Below are 24,868 nucleotides of genomic sequence, written 5' to 3'. Positions count from 1 at the left end.
CGTCAGGCCTCCAGCGGATAGATGGTTCCCGGGTTCATGATCCCGTTCGGATCCAGGACCGTCTTCAGTCGCTCCAGCAGCACATAGGCGCTCCCGTGCTCCTGACGCGTCCACGGGGTGCGGTACTTGCCGATGCCGTGGTGGTGCACCATCGAGCCGCCGAGCCGCAGCGCCTCCTCGACGATGATGCCGTTGAGCGGCTCGTGGTACTCGGTGATCTCCTGCCGCGGCTCGCAGCGGATGTCGTAGTCGTACACGAAGTACAGGTTCGTGCCGGTCTGGTAGCTGTGCGAGGAGTGCGCGCCGAGCATCGTGAGATCCTCGGCATGCGGGAACTCGGTGCGGATCCGCTGCATCACGGCCTGGTAGAGCTCGTCCGTGCGCGACCAGTCGACCGAGACCTCGGTGGTGTAGCCGAGGTGCGGCTGCTCCTGCATCTCGCGGCGCTCCCGGTCGATGGCGCTCTGATCCCAGTTCAGGCGGCTGAACCACTGCTCGATCAGGGCGTCGTCGACGCGCACGTGCGGCCGGTCCGCGAACACCTGCTCGATTGCGGTGGCGGTGGCGTCGGCGAGAGGCTGCGGGCCCTCCGCGACGAGCACGACGACGTTCTTGCCGTCGGAGAAGTGACTGAAGTGCTGGCGGGCGTCTTCGGGCGAGTACACCCGGCACACCGAAGGGCGGTATCCGGACGTGATGAGCTCGCGAAGCGCGTCGACACCCGCGCCGAAGTCGTCGAGGAGGAACCCGAAGAAGCGGTTGTTCTCCGGTTGGTAGCGGAAGATCTTGACCGTCACCTCGGTGATGACGCAGAGCGCGCCCTCGTTGCCGACGACGATGTGCCGGATGTCGGGCCCGGCCGCGCGGCGCGGGACGTTCTTGATGCGGGTGACGGTGCCGTCCGCGAGCACGGCCTCCAGGCCCACGATCATGTCCTCGATGCCGCCGTACAAGGTGGAGAACTGTCCGATCGAGCGGGTCGCGGTCAGGCCGCCGTACTGGGCGAGAGGCTTGGACTGCGGGGAGTGCCCCGTGGTCAGGCCCTGTTCGCGCAGCAGATCCTCGAGCCGCTGCAGCGGCACCCCGCACTGCACGGTCACCATCATGTCGACGGGGTTGATGTCGAGGATCGCGTCCATGCGGGATCCGTCGAGCACGATCGAGTCGGCGACGACGGTCTCCAGGCCGCCCTCGGTGGCGGTGCGGCCCGTGCGCGGCACGACCGCGACGAGGTTGTCGTTCGCGAACCGCAGCACGGCGGCGACCTGTTCGGTGCTGGCCGGGTAGACGATCGCGGAGGGGAACGGTCCGTCGAAGATGCCGCGCGCGGCGGTGTATTTCTTGAACCGGTCCACGGAGGCGTCGCGGAGGGCGGTCGGATCGGTGTCGACGAGCTCGGCTCCGAGGATGCCGGTGAGGCCTTCGACGATCTGGGCGGTGCTCAGCGGGGAGCGGGATTCAGGCATGTCTCTCTCTCAGGGCAGGATTCGGCGGTGATCAGCGGACGAGGTAGCCGCCGTCGACGGTCAGGGTGTGCCCGTTGACGTAGTCGGCGGCGCGGCTGCACAGGAAGACCAGCGGCCCCATGAGGTCGGCGGGGTCGCCCCAGCGTCCGGCCGGGGTGTGGTCGATGATGCGCTGGTTGCTCGCCGCATCGGCGCGGGTGGATTCGGTGATGGCGGTGGCGAAGTAGCCGGGCGCGAGGGCGTTCACCTGGATGCCGTGCTCGCCGAGCTCGTCGGCGTAGGCCCTGGTGAATCCGACGATCCCGGCCTTGGTGGCCGCGTAGGCGGGCGACTGGCGGCCGCCGAGGAACGAGAACAGCGACGCGATGTTGACGATCTTGCCGGATCCCTGCGGAATCATCACTCGCGCGGCCTCGTGCGCGAAGTCGAACGCGGCGGTCAGGTTGATCGCGACCATCGGATCCCACTTGCTCCGGTCGAAGGAGAGCACGTCGTCGAGCAGGCTGATCCCCGCCGAGTTGACCAGGATGTCGAGACCGCCGAGCTGTGCGACGCAGGAGTCGACCATCCGCTCCGGGGTTCCTGGCGCGGTGATGTCGGCCTCGGCGAATACGAAGCGCCGGCCGTGTGCGCCGACGAGGCGCTCGGTGGTGCCGTCGTCGGGGGCGAGGCTCGGCGCGAACACGTCGGCGCCGGCCGCGGCGAGCGCCACGGTGAAGGCCCGCCCGAGCCCGGTGTTGCCGCCGGTGACGATGGCCCGCTTGCCCTCGAGCGAGAAGAGGGAGGGCGCGAAGTCGGTGAGCTGCACTGCTAGTCCTTCCGGGTCGGGTCGGCGATGCCGACGTAACAGGTCTCGAGGTACTCCTCGATGCCTTCGATGCCGCCCTCGCGGCCGAGACCCGAGAGCTTGACCCCGCCGAACGGCGCCGCAGGGTTGGACACGACGCCGGCGTTGATGCCGAGCATGCCCGTCTCCAGCTCCTCCGCCAAGCGCAGCGCCCGATTCAGGTCCTGCGTGAACGCGAAGCAGACCAGCCCGAACGGTGTCGCGTTCGCGAGCCGGATCGCCTGTTCCTCGTCGCGGAAGGTCGTGATCGGAGCGACGGGGCCGAAGATCTCCTCGTCCAGGATCCGCGCGCCTTCCGGCACGTCGACGAGCACGGTGGGCTGGTAGAAGTAGCCGGGTCCGGGGATCGCTGCACCGCCGAGCGCGATCCGCGCGCCGTCCTGCACGGCCCCCTCGACGAGGGCGGCGACCTTGTCCCTGGTGTCGGCGTCGACGAGCGGCCCGATCGTGGATGCCGGATCCGTCCCGCGGGCCGGATGGAACGCAGTCATGCGCGCGGTGAAGGCGCGGGAGAACTCGTCGGCCACGCTCTCGTGCACGAGGAACCGGTTCGCGGCCACGCAGGCCTCACCGCCGTTGCGCATCTTGGCCAGCACCGCACCGTCGACCGCGGCGGCGATGTCGGCGTCCTCGAAGACGAGGAACGGGGCGTTGCCGCCGAGCTCCATCGAGACCTTGAGCACCTGGTCGGCGGAGTCGGCGATCAGTCGCCGGCCCACCTCGGTCGAGCCGGTGAATGACAGCTTGCGCAGCCGGGAGTCCTTGATGAGCGGACCGGTCACCGCCCCCGCGTGCGCGGTGGGGATCACGTTCAGCACCCCGGCGGGCAGTCCCGCCTCCTCGAACACCTGCGTGAGCAGCAGTGCGGTGAGCGGGGTGAGGGCCGCGGGCTTGAGCACCATCGTGCAGCCCGCGGCGATCGCCGGCGCGATCTTGCGGGTGGCCATCGCGAGCGGGAAGTTCCACGGCGTGATGAACAGGCACGGCCCGACCGGGCGCTTCACCACGAGCAGACGGTTCACGCCGTCCGGCGCGGTCGCGTATCGCCCGGCGATCCGCGGCGCCTCCTCCGAGAACCAGCGCAGGAACTCGGCCCCGTACGCCACCTCGCCGCGCGCCTCGGCAAGCGGCTTGCCCATCTCGAGGGTCATGGTGAGGGCGAACTCGTCGGCCCGGGCCGTCACCAGTTCGAACGCCCGGCGCAGGATCTCGGCCCGCTCGCGCGGGGCGGTGCGCTGCCAGTCGTGCTGGGCGCGGTCGGCGGCCGCGAGTGCCGCCTGGCCGTCCTCGGGGGTCGCGTCCGCGACGCGGGCGAGCACCTCCTCGGTCGCGGGATCCGTCACGGCGAACGTGCCGCCGCCGGTGGCGTCGCGCCACGCGCCGTCGATGTACAGGCCGGTCGGCAGTGCCGCCAGCAGGTCGGTCTCGGAGATCATGCCGCCTGTCCCGTCTGCGCGGAGGTGCCGCTGTGCGCGGAGGCGCCGCTGTGCGCGGAGGCGCCGCTGCGCGCCGAGGCGCCGTCGTCCAGGCGGAGCCGCACACCCAGCAGGTCCTCGTACAGCTGGAACGGCTGCATCTCACCCGCCCGGTCTCCGTAGGAGGCCTTGGCGCGCCGGAAGATCTGATCGACCAGTCCGGACAGCTCGATCGGCATCCCCACGGCACGGGCGAGATCGACCGAGAGCCCGAGATCCTTGCAGGCCAGCGCGAGGGCGAAACCCTCGTCGTAGTCGCCGTCGCGCAGGATCGAGAGCACGTCGTGCTGCAGGAAGTTGCTGTTCGCGGGGCTCGCGATGAGCGCGTCCCGGAGCACGCCGAGCTCGACGCCCGCCTTGACCCCCACCGCGAGCACCTCCGCGGTCGCGACCAGGTGCGAGAACCAGAGCTGGTTGATCATGAGCTTCACGGCGTAGCCGGCGCCATGGCCGCCCACGTGCAGGATCCGCTCCGGATCGCCCATCGCCTCGAACACCGGACGGAGCCGGGCGACATCGGCCGCGTCGCCGCCGATGAAGATCTGCAGCATGCCGCGGGCCGCCCCCACCGACATCCCGCTGACGGGGGCGTCGAGGATGTGCAGCCCCCGGTCTGCGGTGGCGGCGCGCACGGCGTCCGCCACCTCCGGGACCGAGGTCGACATGTCCACCCAGGTGCCGCCGTCGCGGATCCCCTCGAGGATTCCCCCCGCGCCGGAGACCACGTCGGAGACGTGCCGAGGTGTGGGCAGCATCGTGATCACGACATCGCTCGCCGCAGCCACCTCCGCCGCACTGTCCGCCCACCGCGCTCCCCCGGCGATGAGCTCCTCCGCGGCTTCCCGGCGGACGTCGTTGACCACGAGCGCGAAGCCGGCGGCCTGCAGGTTGCGGGTCATCCCCCCGCCCATGCTTCCGAGTCCGATGAATCCGACGATCGGGCGTTCCTGAGTGGACATTGTTCCTGGCGTCCTCTTCTTCCTTGATTCGATTCCGGTTCGCTGCCGGGCCTCAGATGAGGCCCTTGTCCTTCAGGAACTGCTCTGCCACGGCGGCGGGCTCCTGACCGTCGACGTCGACCTTCGCGTTCAGCTCCTGCATCTGCTCGGTGGTGAGCAGCGGGGAGAGCTTGGCCATGACGTCGGCGATCTTCGGGTACTTGTCGAAGATGGCCTTCTGCATCGTGAACGCGCCCTGGTAGACGGGGAAGAACTGCTTGTCGTCCTTCATGACCGTCAGATCGAGCGCCTTGATGCGGCCGTCGGTCTGGAACACCTCGCCGAAGTTGCAGTCGTTGCCCTTCTGGGTCGCGGTGTAGATGACGCCGGTGTCGAGCAGCTTCACGTTCGAGGCGGGCACGTCGATGCCGTACGCCTTCGCCAGCCCGGGCCAGCCGTCGTCACGGGTCGAGAACTCGCTCTCGATGCAGAACGTCTGCTCGCTCTTGGGCAGGGCCGCGACGTCGCTCAGGGTCTTCACGCCGAGCTTCTTGGCCTGCGCCGAGCGGATCGCGAACGCGTAGGTGTTGTTCAGCGGTGCCGGGTCGAGCCACTTGACGCTGTTCTTCTGCAGGTCGGCGTCGGCGACCGCGGTGAACTGCTGCTTCGGGCCGGTGATCGGCTTGGTGTTGCCGAGGTACGTGATCCAGGCCGTGCCGGTGTACTCCCAGTACCCGAGGAACTGCTTGTCGATGAGCGCCTGCCGGGTGTTCGCGGATCCGACGAGCTTGGTGTTCGTGGTCAGGTTCGCGCCGTGCGCGTTGAGCAGATCGCTGGTCAGGTAGGCGAGGATGTACTGCTCGGAGAAGTCCTTGGATCCGATCACGCCGGTGAGCCCCTTGAGCTCATCGCTCTTGGTGCCGCTCGCGGCGGCGCCGCCGCCTCCCGAGCAGCCGGTGGCGAGCAGGGCGGTGGTGACCAGGATCGCGGCGGTCGCGGCGAGGTGTCGTTTGGTGAACATGATTCTCCTTCGGATCAGTGCAGGGTGCGGGTGCAGACGCGGGTGTGCGGGTACGAGCTGGGGAGTGCGGACGGGTGCGAGCGGGCTCACAGCCCCCGCGGCCGGACGAGGTCTTCGACGATCCCGGCGAGCCAGTCGATGAGGACGGCGATGGCGGCCACCAGGACGGCGCCGGTGAGCAGCACCGGATAGCGCTGCAGCTTCAGGCCGTTGACGATCATGTCGCCGAGCCCGCCGGCGTTGATGAAGGTCGCCACGGTCGCGGTGCCGACGGCGAACACGAGCGCGGTGCGCAGGCCGGCCAGGATGGTGGGCGACGCCAGCGGCAGCTCGATGCGTCCGAGGATCTGGTTGCGCGTCATGCCCATCCCGCGCGCCGCCTCCTTGACGTCCTCGCCCACCTGTTCGAGCCCGACCATGGTGTTGCGCAGCACGGGCAGGAACGAGTAGGCGACCAGGGCGACGAGCGCGGTGGCGAAACCGGTCTGCCAGACGATCGCGAGCAGGATCACCACGCCGACGGCGGGGGTGGCCTGGCCGATGTTGCCGAGCGTGAGGAAGATTCCGCGCAGCCAGGCGGAGCGCGCCCGGTAGACGAGGATCCCGGCGGGGATCGCGAGCACCGCGACCAGGACCGACGCCACGAACGTGAGCAGCAGGTGCTCCTTGATCCGCGCCTCGATGTAGGTGGGGTTGAGCGTGCGCTGTTCGATGGAGTCCAGCGGCAGGGTCGAGATCCACCAGAACAGCAGCGAGACCGCGAGCACCACCAGGACGGGCGCGGCAGCGTACCGCAGCACCGCGTTCACGCGTGCCCGGGTGCGGAGGGTCTGGGCCGAGGGCAGGGCGATGGTCGCGGTCATGGCGTCACCGTCGGGGTTCCGGCCGGCAGCGCCGTGGTGCCGAGCGCGCGCGAGATCGCCGCGTGGTCGAGGGTGCCGACCGGCGTGCCCTGGTCGTCGGTCACCGTGATGCGGGCTGCGCCGGTCAGCACGATGAGGTCGAGGGCGTCGCGCAGCGTGCCGGTCACCGGCAGCCGCGGGCCCGCGGCGTCCGCGGTCGGGCCGAGCGCGGCGGCGGTGACGGGCATGAGCGCGAGCCGCTTGATCGCGGCGCCCTGACCGATGAAGGAGGCCACGTACTCGTTGGCGGGAGCGGCGAGGATGTTGGCGGGGGTGTCGAACTGCTCGATCCGGCTGCGGTCGCTGAGCACCGCGATCCGATCCCCGAGCCGGACGGCCTCGTCGAAGTCGTGCGTCACGAAGATGATCGTCTTGCCGATGTCGGCCTGCAGCCGCAGGAACTCGGCCTGCAGCTTCTCCCGGGTGATCGGATCCGTCGCGCCGAACGGCTCGTCCATGAGCATGACGGGCGGGTCGGCGGCCAGGGCGCGCGCGACGCCGGCGCGCTGCTGCTGCCCGCCGGAGAGCTGACGTGGGAAGCGGTTCGCGAACGTCCCGGGATCCAGCTGCACGGTGCGCAGCAGCTCGTCGACGCGCTCGGCGATCCGATCCTTCTTCCAGCCGAGCATCTTCGGCACGGTCGCGATGTTCTCCGCGATCGTGCGGTGCGGGAACAGGCCGATCTGCTGGATCACGTAGCCGACGTGGCGGCGCAGGTCGTTCGGGTTGAGCGAGAGGATGTCCTTGCCGTCGATGCGGATGCTGCCCGAGGTGGGCTCGATGAGACGGTTGACCATCTTCATCGTGGTCGTCTTGCCGCAGCCGGACGGGCCGACGAACATGACCAGCTCACCGGGTTCGATGCGCATCGAGAAGTCGTCGACGGCGGGGGCGGACTGCCCGGGGTACTGCTTGGTGACGCCGTCGAGCTCGAGGGACACCCCGGCGGACTGCGACGAGATCGCGCGGAGGAAGCCGGTGTCGGTGGACGCGGACGGGGAGGGCACGGTGTCGGACATCAGGCGCGGAGCCCTTTCGAGGTGGTGGCGCGGGCCACGAAGATGAAGGCGGCATCGATGAGCAGCGCCAGGATGATGGTGGCCACGGTCCCGGTCAGCGCGTAGTTGACCGAGTTGAACGAACCCATCGAGCTCAGCCCGGTGAAGATGTACTGACCGAGGCCGGGGCCGGCGACGTAGGCCGCGATCGCCGCGATGCCGACCGTCATCTGCGCCGACACCCGCACGCCCGTCATGATGACCGGCCACGCGATGGGCAGCTGGGTGGTGACGAGGATGCGCGTGCGGCCCATCCCCATCCCCCGCGCCGACTCGACGATCTGCGCCGGCACCTCGCGCAGCCCCACGACCGTGTTGCGGATGATCGGCAGCAGCGCGTAGAAGACGAGTGCGACGATGCTCGGACCCCAGCCGAGGCCCAGGATCGGCGAGAGGAGCGCGAGCACCGCGAGCGACGGGATCGTGATCGCGATGCCTGCGGCGGTCAGGGCCGTGGCCCGTCCGATCGGGCGATTCCATACCAGCGCGCCGATCCCGATGCCGACCACGAGAGCGATCGCCAGCGAGATCAGCACCACGGCGAGGTGCTCCCCCGCCAATTGCAGGATCTCGTTCGTGCGCTGCGCGAGGAAGTTCACGAAGCGCGTCCAGCTGAAGCTCGTATCCATCGGCATCCTTTCTCTTCGTCGAGAAGTGCGGCTCTGTTCGGGTAGCCCCAAGCTAGGTCGCATGATGTCATTCACACAAGCCATGTTGTGTATATGGCAACTTGACGTCTATAGTCGCGTCATGCCAGACAAGCCCGAACCCCGCCGGAACTCCTCCGGCCTCGTCCGCGACGTCGAGATCCTGGAGCTGCTGGGCGGCGCCGAGGCGATGCGCGACGGCGGACTCGGAGTGCTGCGGGTCGCCCAGCTCACCGGGCGCGACAAGGCCGCGATCTCACGAGCGCTCGCGACCCTGGCCGAATCCGGGCTGATCGATCGCGACGAGTCCACCGCGCAGTACCGCCTCGGCGGCCGCCTGTACGCCCTCGCCGCGCGCACGGTGGAGAGCCGCATGGTCGCGATCTGCCGCCCCTACCTGCGTCGCGTCGCGCAGTCGACCAGGGAGACCACGCACCTGTGCGTGCTGCGCGGCGGGAACGTGCTGACGATCATGAGCGAGCTCAGCCCGCACGAGTTCCGCACCACCGGCTGGGAGGGCGTCACCACCGCCGCCTGGCGCACGCCCTCGGGGCGGGTGCTGCTCAGCGACTGGGATCGCGGTTCTCTCGAGCGCTGGTACGCCGAGCACGGGCAGGATCGCGCGATCGTGGGACCTGCGGATCCGCTGATGACGGAGGCCGGGTTCTCGGTGCTGCCGAGCCCGCCCGCCGACAAGGCGGTGATCACCGACTTCGAGTCGCTGCTCGAGGAGATCTCCCGGATCCGCGCGAGCGGCTACGCGCTGCTCGACGAGGAGCTGGAGGGGGGCGTCGTGGGGGCGTCCGCGCCGGTGTTCGACCTCAACGGCCGCATCATCGCCGCGATCAATGTGAGTGCGCCGAAGACCCGGATGGGCGAGCGCCTGGCGACGCTCGGCCGCTACGTCGCAGACGCCGCCGCCGCACTCTCGGAGCAGCTCGGCGCGTCGTGAGCCGCCGGCGACACCCCGGATCCGCCGCCCGGCATACGACGAAGGCCCCGGCTCACGCTTCCGCGCGCGCCGGGGCCCTGCCGGTGAGACGACTGCTCAGCGCCCCGAACGGCGCTTGTTGAACACGTCGAACGCGACGGCGGCGAGCAGCACGAGGCCCTTGATGAGCGCCTGGTACTCCGTGCCGACTCCGAGGATCGACATGCCGTTGTTCAGGATCCCGATGATCAGACCGCCGATGATCGCACCGGTGATCTTGCCGATCCCACCGGTCACGGCCGCCCCGCCGATGAACACGGCGGCGATCGCGTCGAGTTCGAACCCGTCGCCGTTGCGGGGGCTGGCGAGGTTCAGCTGCGACGTGAACACGAGTCCGGCCAGAGCCGACAGCACGCCCATGTTGATGAACAGCGTGAACGTGACACGCGGCGTCTTCACGCCCGACAGGGAGGCGGCGAGCGGGTTGCCGCCGATCGCGTAGATGTGCCGGCCCCAGACGCTCCGGGCCATGATCGCGGAGTAGACCACGGTCAGCACACCCAGGATCACGAGGGCGATCGGGGTGCCGTTGTAGCTCGCGAGCAGGTACGCCACCAGGGCGATCAGCAGGCTGGTGAAGGCGAGTTTGACGACGAACCACCACAGCGGCTCGTCCTCGACGGCGAACCTGCTCCGCGTCATCCGCCCGCGGATCCCGAATCCGATCATGGAGAGGATGACCAGGATCGCGAGGATGATCGTGAGCGGCTCCACCACCGTCTGGCCGCCGCCGAGATCGGGCAGGAAGCCGGCGCCGATCGCGCGGAAGCCGTCCGGGAACGGCGAGATCGCGGTGTTCTGCAGCGTGATCTGGGTGAGGCCGCGGAACGTGAGCATGCCGGCCAGCGTCACGATGAACGCGGGGATCTTGAAGTACGCGACCCAGAACCCCTGCCAGGCGCCGATCAGCGCGCCCAGCACCAGGCAGAGCACGACCGCGATCGGCCAGGGCACGCCCATCTTGGTGATCAGCACCCCGGCCGCGGCGCCGATGAAGGCGACGACGGATCCCACCGACAGGTCGATGTGGCCCGCGATGATCACCATGACCATGCCGATCGCGAGGATCAGGATGTAGCTGTTCTGGATGATCAGGTTGGACACGTTGATCGGGGCGAGCGTGATGCCGCCGGTCGTGATCTGGAAGAAGATCACGATGACGATCAGCGCGATGAACAGGCCGATCTGCCGGAGCTGGCCGGTGAGGAAGTCGACCGCACCGCGGAACGACGTGGTCTTCGGTGTGATGGATGTTCCGCTCATGCGGTGCCAACCTCCTTCTCCTGGGTCATGTAACGCATGAGGTTCTCCGCCGTGGCCTGGGCCCGCGGCACGTCCGCGGTGATGCGGCCCTCGGCGAGGGTGTAGATCCGGTCGCAGAGACCGATCAGCTCTGGCAGCTCGCTGGAGATGACGATGACGCCCTTGCCCTCGCTCGCGAGCCTGTTGATGATGCCGTAGATCTCGTACTTGGCGCCGACGTCGATGCCCCGGGTGGGCTCGTCGAGGATGAGCACGTCGGGCGACGTGTTCATCCACTTCGACAGCACGACCTTCTGCTGGTTGCCGCCGGAGAGCTTGCCGACCACGGCCTCGACCGAGCTGGTCTTGATGTTCATGCTCTTGCGGTACGACTCGGCGACGATGCGCTCCCGGCTCTCGTTGACCCAGCCGACCTTCGCGATCCGATCCAGGGCCGCGATCGTGATGTTCCGCTCGACGTCGTCGATGAGGTTCAGCCCGAAGCGCTTGCGGTCCTCGGTCGCGTAGGCGAGGCCATGGGCGATCGCGTCGGAGACGGTCTTGGTGGAGATCTCCTGGCCGCGCTTGTACACGGTGCCGGAGATGTTCACGCCGTAGCTGCGCCCGAACACGCTCATCGCGAGCTCGGTGCGCCCGGCGCCCATGATCCCGGCGATCCCGACGATCTCGCCCTCGCGGACGAACAGGTTCGCGCCGTCGACGACCTTGCGCTCGTGATCGAGCGGGTGGTGCACGGTCCAGTTCTCGATCCGCAGCAGCTCCGCGCCGATCTTCGGCGTGTGGTCGGGGAACCGGCTGGCGAGATCGCGGCCCACCATGCCGCGGATGATCCTGTCCTCGCTGACGTCGTCGCGGGCCATCTCGAGCGTCTCGATGTTGCGCCCGTCGCGGATGACCGTGACCTCGTCGGCGATCGCGCGGATCTCGTTGAGCTTGTGGCTGATGATGATCGAGGTGATGCCCTCGTCCCGGAGGTGGGTGATCAGCTCCAGCATGTGCGCGGAGTCGTCGTCGTTGAGGGCGGCGGTCGGCTCGTCCAGGATCAGCAGCCGCACGCTCTTGGACAGCGCCTTCGCGATCTCCACGAGCTGCTGCTTGCCCACGCCGATGTCGGCGATCTTGGTGGCCGGGTTCTCGCGGAGCCCGACCTTCTCCAGCAGCGCGGCGGCCTCCTGGTTCGTGGTGTTCCAGTCGATCCACCCGCCGGACTGCCGCTCGTTGCCGAGGAAGATGTTCTCCGCGATCGACAGGTACGGACTCAGCGCCAGCTCCTGGTGGATGATCACGACACCCGCGTGCTCGGATTCGTTGATGCTCTTGAAGGCCACGGGTTCGCCGTCGAGCAGGATCTCCCCGTCGTAGCTCCCGTGCGGGTAGACGCCGCTCAGCACCTTCATCAGGGTGGACTTGCCGGCGCCGTTCTCGCCGCAGATCGCGTGCACGTGACCGCGCTGCACGGTGATCGCGACGTCCTGCAGCGCCTTGACGCCCGGGAACGTCTTGGTGATCCCGCGCATCTCGAGGATGTTGTCGCTCATCTTGCACTCCTTCCGGAGCCGAAGGGGGTGGTCGCGGGAGCGTCCGCGACCACCCCGGGGAAGATGGGCCTACTTCAGGTCGGACTCGGTGTAATACCCGGTGTCGATGACCGCCGCCTTGTAGTTGTCCTTCGTCACCACGACCGGCTCGAACAGGAACGTCGGGACGACCTTGGTCTTGTTGTCGTACGACTTGGTGTCGTTGACCTCGGGCGTCTTGCCGTTCAGCACGTCGTCGGCCATCTTCACGGCCTCACCCGCGAGCTTGCGGGTGTCCTTGTAGATCGTCGAGTACTGCTGCCCCGCGATGATCGACTTCACGCTCGGGATCTCGGCGTCCTGACCGGTGATGGTCGGGAGCTTGTCGGTCGCATAGCCGGCGCCGGTGAGCGCCGAGATGATGCCGATCGAGAGGCCGTCATAGGGCGAGAGCACGCCGTTCACGGTCTGCCCGTTCGAGTAGGTGGACGCGATGAGGTCCTGCATGCGCTTCTTGGCGAGGTCGGCCTGCCAGCCCTGCGTGGCGACCTGGGTGAATCCGGTCTGGCCACTGCCGACCTTCAGCACGCCCTTGTCGAGGTAGGGCTTGAGGGTGGCCATCGCGCCGTTGAAGAAGAACGTGGCGTTGTTGTCGTCGGGGCTTCCCGCGAACAGCTCGATGTTGAACGGGCCGGCGTTGCCGGTGTCCTTGCCGTTCTTGTCCAGCACGCCGAGGCCCTCGAGCAGGCTGGTCGCCTGCTGCACGCCGACCTTGTAGTTGTCGAACGTCGTGTAGTAGTCGACGTTCTTGTTGCCGTTGATGAGGCGGTCGTAGGCGATGACCTTGACGCCCTTCGAGGCGGCCTGGTCGAGCTGGCTGGAAAGCGCGGTGCCGTCGACCGACGCGATGATGAGCACCTTCGCGCCCTTGGTGAGCATGTTCGAGATCTGCTGCACCTGGGTGGGGATGTCGTCGTCCGCGTACTCGAGATCGACCTTGTAGCCGAGCTTCTCCAGACCCGACTTGACGGCGTCGCCGTCGTGGATCCAGCGGGTCGAGGTCTTCGTCGGCATCGCGACGCCGACGAGCGAGCCCTTGGCCGCCCCGGCCTCTGCGGTGCTGCCGGATCCTCCGCCGCCGCGGGTTCCCGCGCAGGCGGTCATGGTCAGGGCGAGCGCGACGGCTGCGACGCCGACGACCAGTCTCTTGAACTTCATGCGATTCCTTTCGTCGAGCACGCCGCCATGGCGCACTCAGCACTGCGCGGGCACGCCCGTGGCACAGTCGGGCGGCCCGTTCGGGACACGCGCCCCGCGGAACGGGGGGCATGGAGGAGACGACCGCATCGCTGCGGGCGTCGGTGCTGGGATCTCTTGGGCTCGGCGCCGGCGGGCCGGTGTCGAGCTGTCAGACGGCAAGGGGTTCGGGGGATCCGGACTTCCTTGTCGCGGTGGGTGTGACCGATCACACCCGCTGGAGAAATTTTGTGGCGAACCGGTCACATTTGTCAAGCGGCATCTTCGAGAACGTCGCCGGGGCATGTTCCGCGGTCGGTTCAGAACGGGCGGGGCGCCGCCGTGGACTCCCGAACGATCAGGCGCGGGACCAGGGGTTCTTCCGTTGTCTCGGTGCCATTCAACTGAGCCAGGAGCATGCCGATCGTGCGGCGGCCGAGTTCGACGAAATCCTGGTGCACGGTGGTCAGGGGCGGGAAGAAGTGCGCCGCGTCCGGGATGTCGTCGAAGCCCACGACGCTGATGTCCTCCGGCACCCGCGCCCCCCGGTCCCGGCAGGCGTGCAGGAAGCCGAGCGCCATCGAGTCGTTGCCCGCGAACACGGCGGTGAAGTCCGGCATGCGCAGCAGGCTCAGCCCCGCGTCGTAGCCGAACTGCGAGCTCCAGTCGCCCAGCAGCGGGGCCCGCACGCGCAGGTCGCGGGCGTCCAGCTCACGCAGGTAACCGGCCATGCGCGCCTCGGCCTCGGTCCAGTCCTGGGGCCCGGCGAGGTGCACGATGAACTCATGCCCGAGGTCGGCGAGGTGCGCCACCGCGGCACGCGCCCCGGCGATCTGGTCCATCGCCATCGAGTTGCGCTCGCCGCTCGGACCGAGGGCGACGATCGGCACGTCCACGCTCATCTCGGCCACCTCCGACAGCACCTGCTGCTGCGGCGCGATCACGATGATGGCCTCGACGGCGTGACTGCGCAGGTCGTCGATGCTCGAGCGCACCTCCCCCGGGTCTCCGGAGCGCAGGTTCGCGATGGAGAGCCGGTAGCCGGCGTCGCGGGCGGCGAACTCGATCGCAGCGACCGCCGTCGCGGGACCGTACAGGGCGCTCTGCGCGGTGACGACGCCGATCGTCCGGGAGCGGTTCGTCGACAGCGCCCGCGCGACCGGGTTCGGGCGATAGCCGAGGCGGTCGATGACGCTCTGCACGTGCTCTCGCGTCGACTCCCGGATCCGGTCGCTGCCGTTCAGCACCCGCGACACGGTCTGGTACGAGACACCGGCCTCGCGGGCCACGTCACGGATGTTCAGGGCGCGCGGCAGATCACCGTCCACGACCACGCGCACCTCCACTCATGCCGACAAGCTCATTATGCGCGAGCGCACGGAGTGCAGGACGCCAGTGGCTCATGGGCCCAGCCCGGCAGCGCCGGCAGTGGCTTGCGCCTGTGATGCAATCTGATTGCATGTGACGCAACGTACTTCAGGAGTGCCGTCTCGCGGTGGTCACCCCGTTTCGTCTCGCTGCTCCTTCGTCGCTGCGCGTTCAACGCCCCCGCAGCGCGGCCGTCACGAACGCCCTGGCGCGGGCGGTGACCGCATCCCAGCGCTCATCGGCGACGTCGGCAGCCGAGACGACGCTGGACCCTGCGGTGACGGCGATCGCGCCGGCCCGCACGTACTCCCCGGCGTTCTGCTCGTTCAACCCGCCTGAAGCCACCAGCGGCATCTGCGGGAACGGCCCCGCGAGGTGGCGGAAGTAGCCCGCACCGACCGTGTCGGCGGGGAAGATCTTCACCGCCGCCGCGCCGAGGCGCAGCCCGGCCATGGCCTCGGTGGGAGTGAGGGCACCCATCACGACCGGGACATCGTGCGCGCGGGCCACCTCGGCCACCTCGTCGACCACGCCGGGCGTCACCAGGAACGCGGCCCCCGCGGCGATCGCGTCGCGGGCGTCCGCGGCCGTCGTGACCGTGCCTGCACCGACCCGCACCCCGTCGACGTCGGCGCTCGCGGCGATCAGCCCCGTGACATCGGGAGTGGTGAACGCGAACTCGACCACGTGGATCCCGCCCGCGGCGAGCGCGGCCAGCAGCGGCACGGGATCCGGGATCCGGGCCAGCCGGGGCAGCGCGAGCGCCGCATCCTGACGCAGCAGCTCCATCACATCAGCGGTCATCGTGCTCCCTCTCCTGTGGCCCGTGGGCCCGTTGCTTTCCTCCGCGACACGCTGGCTTCGCCCATGGGCGCCACCCCGACCCGCTGCGCGCCGGCACGCTCAGAACCAGGTCTCGACGGCGGCGACCACGACCGGATCGTCGGCGTCGGCGTCGGCCACGACGGGGATCAGCCGCCACTTGTCCAGCGCCGTGCACGGGTGCGAGAGCCCCAGGCGCACGACGTCGCCGACGCGCAGCCGATCCGCGCCGCCCGCGGCGGCGACGTCGTCGGAGAGCCGCAGGAACAGGTGCTGGTCGTTCATCGCGGTCACGACGCTGCCGACCAGGACAGCGTCGTCCCCGGGACGCCCGGCAAGTCGCTGCGCCACGGGCAGGCCTTCGTCGAAGGAGGCGTCGCGGCGACCGCAGTCCAGCAGCGCGAGGCCGGGTTCGGGACGCGACAGGACCCGCGCCCAGACATGCATCGCGGAGCGGAACGGCTCGTCGCCGATCTCGCGGCCCATCGGGCTGATGCCGGAGTAGAAGCCGTCGTCGTGGATCTGGAACGCGCCGGAGCGCACGACCACGTCGGCGCCGGCGCACAGCTGGGGCAGCACCACGCCCACCCGGTCGAAGTACGCGCTGCCGCCGGCGCTCACGACCGGACGCACCCCCTCGGGGTACATCCCGGCATCCACCAGCTCGCGATGCAGCTCGGCGAGAGCGACGAGGTAGGCATCGATCCGGGCGATCGACGCGGGCGCGCGGTCGTGCGCCAGGGCGCCTTCATAGCCGCCGACACCGGCGAGCTCGAGCACGGGCGATGCGACGATCGCCTCCGCGATCGCACCGGCTGTGGCGCGGTCGCGGGCTCCGGTGCGCCCGCCGGCGCCGCCGAGTTCCACCAGCACCTGCAGCGGCCGTGCCGTATCGCCGATCGCCGCGTCCATCGCGTGGACCGCGTCCACGCCGTCGGCCCAGCACAGGATCTCCACCTCAGGGTCGGCGGACAGCTCGTCGGCGATCCAGCGCAGGGCGATCGGATCCACCACCTCGTTCGCGATCAGGATCCGGCGCACGCCGTGCGCTCGCGCCGCCTGCGCCTGCCAAGCCGTGGCGAACGTGAGCCCCCAGGCGCCGGCATCGATCAGCGCGCGCCACAGATCGGGCGCCATCGTTGTCTTGCCGTGCGGGGCGAGCCGCACGCCCGCCGCGCGCGCCCACTCCGCCATCAGGGCGACGTTGTGCTGCATCGCCCCGCGGTCGAGCGTCAGCAGCGGGGTCGCGAAGTCGGAACGCCGGGGATCGCCCGCCAGGAAGCTCTCGAGCGAGCGCCCGTGCGCGGCCGGGGGGAACGACTTCTCCCGCGCGGACAGCAACGGCACGGAGGGCGGACGGGCAGCACGCGTTGAGACATCCACCCGCCCATGATGTCACCCTGATTGCACAGTCCGCAATCGACGTTGCAGCGTGGCGCGACCCTGGATAGTCTCATCGCATGGCCCTGTCCGCACCCACCGTCCGCGTCGCCGCCGGGATCGGCCGATGAACCAGACCGTCACGCGCGCCCTCGACCTGCTCACCGCCCTCCAGGACGGGGCGCAGAGCCTGGACGAATGCGCCGCACGGCTCGACGTGCACAAGTCCACGATCCTGCGCCTGCTGCAGACCCTCGAAGCGCAGCGCTTCGTCACCCACGACGCCCAGCACCGCTACCGGCTCGGCAGCCGCCTGTTCGAGCTGGCCGGCGCCGCGCTCGCCCAGCGCGACGTGCGCGAGGTCGCCCGCCCGCATCTGGAGGCCTTGAACGAGCGCACCGGTCAGACCGTGCACCTCGCCGCGTACGAATCGGGCGACGTCGTCTACATCGACAAGCTCGAGGCGCGCTCCGGGATCCGGATGTACTCGCGCGTGGGCCTGCGCGCGCCGCTGCACTGCACCGCGGTCGCGAAGGTGCTGCTCGCCGACCTGCCGGCGTCCGTACGCCGCGAGATCGCGGAGGGCATCGACTACGCGCCGTTCACCGAGCGCACGATCCGCAACGCCGCCGACTTCCTCGCCGAGCTCGAGCGGGTGCGCGCCGACGGCTTCGCCCGCGACAGCGGCGAGCACGAGACGTTCATCAACTGCATCGCGGCGCCGATCCGCGACGGCGGCGGGGCTGTGGTCGCCGCCGCGTCCGTGTCGGTGCCGACGCTGTCGCTGCCCGCCCACGAGGTGCTCGCACTGCTGCCGCAGCTCATGAACGCGACCGGCGGCGCGTCCGCAGATCTGGGCTGGGCCGCGCGCCCCGCCGCCCAGCGAGAGGACGCACGATGACTTCGACGCCCAAGACCCGCGTCTTCACGACCGGCGCCCCCGCGCCCGCGCACGTCTTCTCGCAGGGGGGTGCGCAAAGGCCCGATCGTGCAGGTGTCCGGCCAGGGTCCGGTCGATCCCGAGACCGGGGAGTACCTGTTCCCCGACGATGTCGCCGCGCAGACCCTGCGCACGCTCGAGAACGTGCGCGCGATCGTGGAGGCGTCGGGGGCGACGTTCGACGATGTCGTGATGCTGCGCGTGTATCTCACGAAGCGCTCGGACTTCCCGATCATGAACGACGCGTACGGCGAGTTCGTGCGGAAGCACACGACGAGCGGTGTGCTGCCCGCGCGCACCACCGTGTTCACGGGCCTGCCTCGCGAGGAGATGCTCGTCGAGATCGACGCCCTCGCCGTGATCTGAGGCGCCCGCGCACGCTCGGGGCTCTCACTCGGGGCGCACGCTGGGGAGGAGAACTCCGGGTGGGGCGGATCCTCAGCCGTGAAATCTCCGCCCGAACGGGAGTTCTCCTCCCCAAAGCCCGGTCACCCCGGGCCGGCGGAGAACAGCCGGGCGGCCGCCGCGATCATCGCGAGACGCGGCGCGACAGCGGCGTCGTGGTCGGCCCAGCCGAACTTGACACCCGACCACCGCACGGATCCGGCGGCGGCGATGGCGGATCGTGCGCGGGCGAGCGTCAGCAGCGACGCCGGCTCCCCGATCGGGAACCCCTCGGCGGGGGCGAGCGGGTGATGCGCATCCGCCCAGGATCCGCCGAACGGCGTGGATTGTGCGGACGCGCCGGACAGCATCAGGCCATGCAGACGGCCCGCGCCGGCGATCCGCGCGATCTGACCGGAGACGAGATCGGGATCCCGGAGCTCGATCGCCGACCGGCCCCAGTTCACCGACATCCCGACCGCATCGGGGAAGTCCTCCAGCGCTGCGAGCTCGTCGTCGACGGCCAGGAAGCCCTTCTCCGCCGGATGCCCGGGCACGGCCGCGTCGCAGTGCTCGATCACGAGCGCCGTCTCGTCCCAGCCACCGGCGTCGAGCAGCTCGAGGAGCGACATCCGCAGGGCCTCCGCGGAGCCGCGCGCATCGCCCGTGCGGGTCGGAGCGCTGTGCAGCGCGATCGCGCGAACCGTGGCCCGTCCGGTCGCGTCGTCGATCCGCCGGGCGCCGTCGCGGATCGCGAGCGCCTCGCGCACGGCGGCGGCGCGCCCTTCCTCGTCCGTGGAGGCGAGCCCGAACCGGGGCTCGTCGCGCAGCCGCACCATCGTTCCCGGAATGCTCGTCAGCACGGCGTCGAACCGACGCGGGAAATGCGCCAGCAGCCAGGCGTCGTCGTGCGGATGCAGGGATCCGAGCCAGGGAAGCTCGAGCCCGCCCACGTCGTCCAGGCCGTCCAGGCCGTCGAAGAACTCCGCCTCCGCCCGGGGATCCCAGCGCGCGTGCGCAGGCGAGGCCGCGTAGGCGCCGACGAGCACGCTCATCCGTGGACCGCGGTGGCGAACCAGCTCGTGATCGACGCGGGATGCGTGATGGCCGTGCCGACGACGACCGAGAAGGCTCCGGCGGCGATCGCCTCCGCGGCCTGCGCGGGGGTGTGGATCCGGCCCTCGGCGAGCACCGGCACCCCGACCGCGGCGGAGATCAGCCCGATCAGCTCGATGTCGGGCCCGGCCAGCTTCGGGCGGTCGGAGGTGTAGCCGGCGAGCGTGGTGCCCACGCAGTCCGCGCCCGCTTCGACCGCGGCGAGCGCGTCGTCCAGGGATCCGGTGTCGGCCATGACGAGCGCACCGGTCCGATCCTTCAGCCGGCGGATGGTCTCGGCGAGGCTCAGCCCGTCCGGACGCTCCCGGCGGGTGCCATCGAGCGCGACGATGTCGGCGCCCGCGGCGTGCACGCCGATCGCGTGCGACAGGGTCGGGGTGATGAAGACGTCCGCGTCCCCGGCCTTCCAGAGCCCGATGAGAGGCAGGTCGACCCGCTCCCGGATGAGGGCGATGTCGCCGAGGCCCTGCGCGCGGATCCCGACGGCGCCGCCGATCAGCGCGGACTGCGCGACCTGCGCCATCGTCTCGGGGCTGCGCATCGGCTCGCCCGGGTACGCCTGGCAGGAGACGACGAGCCCTCCGGCGAGGGCGGCGAGCGGAGCGGGGAGTGTCATGCGGAATCTCCTGGCGGGACGGGAACGGAACCAGCACCGGCGATCGCGGCCACCGGCGCCGCGCCGACGAGATCGAAGGCGAGGGCTGCGGCACCGATGATCGCCGCGTCGCCGCTGAGGGCGGCGGGCACGACCGGACAGGCGCGGACGAGGTCGATGGCCTCCTCGGCGAAGCCCTCCCGCACCGGATCCCACCAAAGTGCGGAGGTGTGCGCGAGCCCCCCGGCGACGATGACGATCTCCGGGTCCAGCGCGTTCACGAGGCCGCCGATCGCGCGCCCGAGGGCACGACCCGCGGTGCGGATCGCGGCTTCGGCGACCGGATCGCCGTCTGCGGCGAGGGCGAACACGGCACGGGTGTCGTCGGCCTCGCCCGCTCCCCCGGCTCGGTGGTACGCGGCGAGCACGGCGGGTCCGGCGGCGATCATCTCGAGGTGCCCGGAGCGGCCGCACGTGCAGAGCAGACCCTGCGCGTCGGCGCTGGGGATGTGGCCGAAGTGCCCGGCGATGCCCGTGGCGCCCTGCTGCGGGTGGCCGTCGAGGATCAGCGCACCGCCGACGCCGGTGCCCGCGGCGATCACGAGCGCCGAGGATCGGCCGCGGCCCGCCCCGAAACGCGTCTCGCCGACCGCATGCGCGCGCACATCGTTGTCGACCGCGACGGGCAGCCCGAGCACCGCCTCGACGCGTTCCCCGATCCGGGTCCCGGCCCAGCCGGGAAGGGTGTCGGTCGCGGACAGCACGGCGCGGTGGCGCGGATCGATGACTCCGGCTGCGCCGATGCCGACAGCAGAGACCGGATCCGCAGAGGCCGCGATGATCTCGGCGGCGAGGCGGATCGCTGTCGCCAGCACGGCGTCAGGGCCGCCCGCGGCAGGGGTAGGCGCCTCCCGACGGGCGAGCACCCCGCCGGACTCGCTCACGAGCCCGGCCGCGGTCTTCGTGCCGCCGATGTCGACGCCGACCGCGAGCCTGTCAGCGGCGGGCATGGCCGCTCGTCACCTCGGCGACATCGACGGTCCGGCGCTCCTGCAGAGACAGCGTGAGGGCGTCCGCCGTGGCGAGGGCAGAGCGCGCAGCGCTGCCGTCGGCGAGCGGAGCGAACTCCTGCTCGAGTATTCCGGTCGTGATCAGGCGGTGGAAGCTCTCGGTCTCCTCGTCGAGGATTCCGGCGAGCCACAGTGGCACATCAGTGTCGGGGGTGCCGAACAGGCCGGACGCGTCCTCCTCGCCCGCTCGGTAGAAGGCCGCGCGGCTCTCTTCCTCAGCCGGGGTGCGGTGCAGCGGGAAGTGCTCGACGCGACCGGGTATCCGCAGGGTGCACCCCTCGCCCTGGAATCCCAGGCGGATCGCCCCCTCGGTGCCCTGGATCAGCACGTGATGCTCTGGCCAATGGAAGGCGGATCCGTATTCGAGAGAGGCGAACCGCGCGCCGTCGAACTCCAGCAGCATGGCGAGCAGGTCGGCCTCGTCGCCGTCATCCGCGTGATGGTGCGCGACGTTGCCGCCCACCATCGTGGCGCGGGTCGCGGGACCGAGCAGCGACTGCACGAGGTCCAGCTCGTGGATGTGGTGGTACAGGTGCCCGCCGGAGAGCGCGGTCTGCTTCTTCCAGCTGTGCCCTCCGCCGTGCCCCTCCCACGTCGTGCGGACCGCGCGCACGAAGGTGATCTCGCCGAGCAGCCCGGCCGCGATCATTTCCTTCGCGCGGCGTACCCCGGCCATGTAGGTGGTGACGTGGCCCGCGAAGAAGATCGTGCCCGCTGCCTCGCAGGCGCGAATCATGTCATCGGCGTCCCGATAGGACAGCGCGACCGGCTTCTCGCAGAACACGTGCTTGCCGGCACGGGCCGCCGCGACCACCTGATCGTAGTGCGCCGCGTTGGGCGATGCGACCACGACGGCGTCGACGTCCGCGGCGACGAGCAGCCCCGCGAGGGTGGGCTCGACCCTGGCACCGAACTCCGTGGCGACGGTCTGCGCGTCGCCGGGATCGAAGATCGCGACGATCCGGGCGCCGGGCCGCACCGCGAGGCCGCGGGCGAGGGCCTTGCCGAGATAGCCGGCGCCGACGATGCCGTAGCCGATGGACTCTGCTGTCACAGACCGGCCTCGTCGAGGATGCCGCGGATCCGGTCGGTGTCGGCCGCGCCGAGGGCGCGCATGGGCTCGCTCATCCGATTGCTCTCGATCACGCCGAGCAGCTGCAGTGCGGTCTTGAAGGCGCCGAGGCCGGCCGCACCGGGCGAGACCTGAGGGTCGATGACCTCGACGATCCGGAACAGGCGCGCCAGGCGATCCTGCTCCCGCCGGGCAGCCATCCAGTCGCCGGCCTTCGCAGCCGCGAACAGCCGGGCGTAGCCGGCCGGGTCGACGTTCGCGAGCCCCGGAACGGCGCCGTGCGCGCCGCCGAGCAGCGCCCCGTCGACGACGACCTCGTGTCCGGTGAACACCCGGAACTGCGGGAGATCCTCTGTTGCGAGCGTGATCAGCCTGAATGCGACGTCATCTCCGGAGGAGTCCTTGAGACCGGCGATCACGCCCTCCTCCGCGAGCTCGCGGATCACCGTGGCACTGAGCTTCACGTGCGTGCGCACCGGCACGTCGTAGGCGAACAGCGGCAGGTCCACGCGGGCGCGGACGGTGCGGAAGTGCTCGGCGACCTCGGACTGGTTCGAAAGCGCGTAATAGGGGGTGGTCACCACGAGTGCGTCGATCCCGAGCGCGTGCAGGCGCTCGGCCTCCGCCACGACACGGGCCGTGGTCTGATCGTTGGCGCCGGCGAGCACCGGTACCCTGCCGGCGGCCTCGTCGATGACGGTGCCGACCACGAGGTCGCGCTCGGCGGTGGTGAGGTAGGGGACCTCGCCCGAGGAGCCGAGCACGAAGAGACCGTCGACGCCGCCGTCGACGAGGTGGGCGGTGACGTGGCGCAGAGACTCGACGTCGACCTGCCCGTCCGCCGTCCGCGGGGTGAGCACGGGCGGGATGATGCCCTGGTAGTGGTCGAAGCCGGTGTTCGTCACGATGTTCCTTCGGTGGTGATAGGACGTGGGATGTCTTGCTGTTTTGAGAGTATGACAAAAGCGGCGACGCCCGTCAATGGGCAAGTGTGAACGTCTCCTCGCCGCCCGAAAGTACCTATTGACGGATGCGCCCATCGTGTCTTATGTTCTTGAAACCAAGAGGTGGGACGTCCTATGTGGGGCATCCACTCCCTCCCTCCTGCACCAACCCGACCGGCATCCTCCGAAAGGAACAGCAGTGGAAACAACGAAGTTGCTGAGTTCCCGAGCTCGCACGCTCACCCGCCTGACCGGCCTTGTCGCCGCCGTCGTCACGGTAGGGCTGGTGACGGCCTGCTCCGGCCCGCAATCCAGCACGTCCGTCGGCCAGACCGCGGCCAAGGGTCACGTCGAAGTCGCGATCGGCTACAACAACAACAGCTCCTGGGACCCGGTGAACACCGGTTCCGCGTTCGCGATGTCGGCAGAGAACCACATCTACGAGGCGCTCTGGGACTCCTCCCCCGTCGACCGCAAGCCGTACGCCGCGCTGGCCGCGGAGCTGCCGAAGGACACCAAGGCACTCACCTGGACCGTCAAGCTGCGCTCCGGCGCGAAGTGGAGCGACGGGAAGCCGGTCACCGCCGATGATGTCGTGTTCTCGGTGAACAGGGTGCTCAACACGCAGAAGCCGGTGATCACCACGGCGTTCTTCTCCAGCTGGCTCAAGGACGCGGTCAAGGTCGACAACAGCACGGTCAAGATCGACCTCAAGAGCGCGTTCCCCTACGCGCTGGACCGGTTCTCGATCCTGAAGATCATGCCGAAGCATGTCTTCGACGGCAAGGCCGACGACTACTACGCCGATGCCAAGAACCAGGTCGGCTCCGGCCCGTTCGAGATCAAGGCCACCGAACCGACCTCGTTCACCTCGTTCATCCTGAACAAGGACTACAACGGGCCGCTGCACCCGAAGATCGACTCGATGCAGTGGAACGTGTCTGTCGACGCGGCCGCGCGCACGAGCCTGCTCACCTCGGGGGTCTCCGGAGTGCAGATCGCCGACAACATTCCGCAGGACACCGTCGACACGCTCAAGGGCAAGGGCCTCAGCGTCGAGGGCGCAGACAGCATGAACATGCTGGGCCTCGCCTTCAACACCAGCAAGGCGCCGTTCAACGACAAGCGCGTCCGTCAGGCGCTGCGCATGGCCATCGACACCAAGAAGCTGATCGACGTGTCGATCGCCGGCAAGGGAACTCCCGCGACGAGCTTCCTGCAGGAGTCGAGCCCGTACTACTCCAAGGCCGGCACGCAGTACGACTACAACCCGACCCAGGCCAAGAAGCTGCTGCAGGAGGCTGGCGTCTCCAACCTCAACCTGACGCTGCTGTCCACGAACATCTCCTGGACTGCGACCGCCGTCAACGCGATCAAGCAGGACTGGGAGGCCATTGGCGTGACCACCAACCTCGACGTGGTCGAGACCGCGACCTTCAACACGAAGGTGGCGCAGGGCGACCCCGCCGATGTGCTGACGTTCTCCGGTAACCCGAACCAGTTCGGCACCGACGCGGACCTCAACGTCCGGTGGTTCTACTCCAACACCAACACGTTCATGAAGTGGAACAAGTGGGGTCAGTCACCCGAGTACGCGGCGCTGGACGCCCAGCTCACCGCGGCCGAGCAGTCCGACTCCCCCAAGACGACCGATACCGATATGAAGAAGGCACTGAACACCATCGCGGATGAAGGTGTCATCTACCCTGTCATGCACATGCAGCTGTTCACCGCCTGGGACGGCAAGAAGCTGAACGGCGTCAAGGCGCTCAACATCCCCGGCGTCTACATGATGGACGCGCAGCTCAAGGGCTGA

General features: G+C 69.6%; 21 protein-coding genes and 2 pseudogenes. 4 read left to right on the top strand and 19 right to left on the bottom strand.

The window, feature by feature from the left end; genetic code table 11:
- Positions 1-2: 2 nt before the first annotated feature.
- The 8 genes and pseudogenes from ABD882_RS18350 to ABD882_RS18315 form a co-directional block, all read right to left on the bottom strand.
- Positions 3-1,466 carry an FAD-binding oxidoreductase gene (locus ABD882_RS18350; RefSeq protein ID WP_345188922.1) on the bottom strand — a complete coding sequence of 488 codons (1,464 nt, stop codon included), beginning with the start codon at positions 1,464-1,466 and terminating at the stop codon, positions 3-5.
- A 31-nt stretch (positions 1,467-1,497) separates the two neighbouring features.
- Positions 1,498-2,274: an SDR family oxidoreductase gene (locus ABD882_RS18345; RefSeq protein ID WP_345188921.1), complete on the bottom strand. Its 777-nt coding sequence runs from the start codon at positions 2,272-2,274 to the stop codon at positions 1,498-1,500.
- Positions 2,275-2,276: 2 nt separating this feature from the next.
- Positions 2,277-3,749, bottom strand: coding sequence for an NAD-dependent succinate-semialdehyde dehydrogenase (locus tag ABD882_RS18340; RefSeq protein WP_345188920.1), 1,473 nt, complete (start codon positions 3,747-3,749; stop codon positions 2,277-2,279).
- Positions 3,746-4,789 (bottom strand): annotated as a pseudogene (locus tag ABD882_RS18335) (NAD(P)-dependent oxidoreductase); the annotation flags it as partial. The gene ABD882_RS18340 and the pseudogene ABD882_RS18335, both read right to left, overlap by 4 nt.
- A 10-nt stretch (positions 4,790-4,799) precedes the next feature.
- Positions 4,800-5,747 (bottom strand): glycine betaine ABC transporter substrate-binding protein, encoded by a 948-nt coding sequence (locus tag ABD882_RS18330; RefSeq protein WP_345188919.1) that lies wholly within the window; start codon positions 5,745-5,747, stop codon positions 4,800-4,802.
- Positions 5,748-5,833: 86 nt separating this feature from the next.
- Positions 5,834-6,610: an ABC transporter permease gene (locus ABD882_RS18325; protein ID WP_345188918.1), complete on the bottom strand. Its 777-nt coding sequence runs from the start codon at positions 6,608-6,610 to the stop codon at positions 5,834-5,836.
- Complete coding sequence (locus tag ABD882_RS18320) at positions 6,607-7,668, bottom strand: ABC transporter ATP-binding protein (RefSeq protein ID WP_345188917.1); 1,062 nt, start codon at positions 7,666-7,668, stop codon at positions 6,607-6,609. The genes ABD882_RS18325 and ABD882_RS18320 overlap by 4 nt, the downstream gene beginning before the upstream one ends.
- A complete protein-coding gene (locus ABD882_RS18315) occupies positions 7,668-8,336 on the bottom strand; it encodes an ABC transporter permease (RefSeq protein ID WP_345188915.1) in 669 nt (222 codons plus the stop codon). Before ABD882_RS18315 ends, ABD882_RS18320 begins: the two co-directional genes overlap by 1 nt.
- A gap of 121 nt (positions 8,337-8,457) precedes the next feature.
- Between ABD882_RS18315 and ABD882_RS18310 the strand changes: the two genes are divergently transcribed.
- Positions 8,458-9,306 (top strand): IclR family transcriptional regulator, encoded by an 849-nt coding sequence (locus tag ABD882_RS18310; RefSeq protein WP_345188914.1) that lies wholly within the window; start codon positions 8,458-8,460, stop codon positions 9,304-9,306.
- Between the two features lie 96 nt (positions 9,307-9,402).
- Here the strand turns inward: ABD882_RS18310 and mmsB are convergent, their stop codons facing one another.
- The 6 genes from mmsB to ABD882_RS18280 all read right to left on the bottom strand — a co-directional run bounded on the left by mmsB (position 9,403) and on the right by ABD882_RS18280 (position 16,934).
- Complete coding sequence (gene mmsB, locus ABD882_RS18305; RefSeq protein WP_345188913.1) at positions 9,403-10,608, bottom strand: multiple monosaccharide ABC transporter permease; 1,206 nt, start codon at positions 10,606-10,608, stop codon at positions 9,403-9,405.
- The gene (mmsA, locus tag ABD882_RS18300; protein ID WP_345188912.1) at positions 10,605-12,146 is read right to left on the bottom strand and encodes a multiple monosaccharide ABC transporter ATP-binding protein; all 1,542 of its coding nucleotides are present in this window, start codon (positions 12,144-12,146) and stop codon (positions 10,605-10,607) included. The genes mmsB and mmsA overlap by 4 nt, the downstream gene beginning before the upstream one ends.
- A gap of 69 nt (positions 12,147-12,215) precedes the next feature.
- Positions 12,216-13,343 carry a multiple monosaccharide ABC transporter substrate-binding protein gene (gene chvE / locus ABD882_RS18295; protein WP_345188910.1) on the bottom strand — a complete coding sequence of 376 codons (1,128 nt, stop codon included), beginning with the start codon at positions 13,341-13,343 and terminating at the stop codon, positions 12,216-12,218.
- Positions 13,344-13,681: 338 nt separating this feature from the next.
- Positions 13,682-14,695, bottom strand: a complete 1,014-nt coding sequence (locus tag ABD882_RS18290; protein WP_345188909.1) for a LacI family DNA-binding transcriptional regulator — start codon at positions 14,693-14,695, stop codon at positions 13,682-13,684.
- Between the two features lie 205 nt (positions 14,696-14,900).
- Positions 14,901-15,533, bottom strand: coding sequence for a bifunctional 4-hydroxy-2-oxoglutarate aldolase/2-dehydro-3-deoxy-phosphogluconate aldolase (locus ABD882_RS18285; protein WP_345188908.1), 633 nt, complete (start codon positions 15,531-15,533; stop codon positions 14,901-14,903).
- A 99-nt stretch (positions 15,534-15,632) separates the two neighbouring features.
- Complete coding sequence (locus ABD882_RS18280) at positions 15,633-16,934, bottom strand: alanine racemase (RefSeq protein ID WP_345188907.1); 1,302 nt, start codon at positions 16,932-16,934, stop codon at positions 15,633-15,635.
- Positions 16,935-17,058: 124 nt separating this feature from the next.
- Here ABD882_RS18280 and ABD882_RS18275 point away from each other — a divergent pair, with 124 nt between their 5' ends.
- Positions 17,059-17,832 (top strand): IclR family transcriptional regulator, encoded by a 774-nt coding sequence (locus ABD882_RS18275; RefSeq protein WP_345188906.1) that lies wholly within the window; start codon positions 17,059-17,061, stop codon positions 17,830-17,832.
- Positions 17,829-18,237: pseudogene (locus ABD882_RS18270) on the top strand (RidA family protein). Before ABD882_RS18275 ends, ABD882_RS18270 begins: the two are co-directional and overlap by 4 nt.
- Before the next feature lie 122 nt (positions 18,238-18,359).
- Here the strand turns inward: ABD882_RS18270 and ABD882_RS18265 are convergent.
- From ABD882_RS18265 to ABD882_RS18245, 5 genes are read right to left on the bottom strand one after another with little or no spacing between them, the layout of a single operon-like run.
- On the bottom strand, positions 18,360-19,310 hold the full coding sequence (locus tag ABD882_RS18265; protein ID WP_345188905.1) for a DUF4862 family protein: 951 nt from the start codon (positions 19,308-19,310) through the stop codon (positions 18,360-18,362).
- Positions 19,307-19,987 (bottom strand): N-acetylmannosamine-6-phosphate 2-epimerase, encoded by a 681-nt coding sequence (locus ABD882_RS18260; RefSeq protein ID WP_345188904.1) that lies wholly within the window; start codon positions 19,985-19,987, stop codon positions 19,307-19,309. The genes ABD882_RS18265 and ABD882_RS18260 overlap by 4 nt, the downstream gene beginning before the upstream one ends.
- Positions 19,984-20,976, bottom strand: coding sequence for an ROK family protein (locus ABD882_RS18255; RefSeq protein ID WP_345188903.1), 993 nt, complete (start codon positions 20,974-20,976; stop codon positions 19,984-19,986). Before ABD882_RS18255 ends, ABD882_RS18260 begins: the two co-directional genes overlap by 4 nt.
- The gene (locus ABD882_RS18250) at positions 20,963-22,090 is read right to left on the bottom strand and encodes a Gfo/Idh/MocA family protein (protein WP_345188901.1); all 1,128 of its coding nucleotides are present in this window, start codon (positions 22,088-22,090) and stop codon (positions 20,963-20,965) included. The genes ABD882_RS18255 and ABD882_RS18250 overlap by 14 nt, the downstream gene beginning before the upstream one ends.
- Positions 22,087-23,013, bottom strand: coding sequence for a dihydrodipicolinate synthase family protein (locus tag ABD882_RS18245; protein ID WP_345188900.1), 927 nt, complete (start codon positions 23,011-23,013; stop codon positions 22,087-22,089). Before ABD882_RS18245 ends, ABD882_RS18250 begins: the two co-directional genes overlap by 4 nt.
- Before the next feature lie 238 nt (positions 23,014-23,251).
- Between ABD882_RS18245 and ABD882_RS18240 the strand changes: the two genes are divergently transcribed.
- Positions 23,252-24,868 (top strand): ABC transporter substrate-binding protein, encoded by a 1,617-nt coding sequence (locus ABD882_RS18240; protein WP_345188898.1) that lies wholly within the window; start codon positions 23,252-23,254, stop codon positions 24,866-24,868.

Source organism: Microbacterium panaciterrae (assembly GCF_039541635.1).
Taxonomy (GTDB): Bacteria; Actinomycetota; Actinomycetes; order Actinomycetales; family Microbacteriaceae; genus Microbacterium; species Microbacterium panaciterrae.
This window is presented reverse-complemented; position numbering and strand designations above follow the sequence as displayed.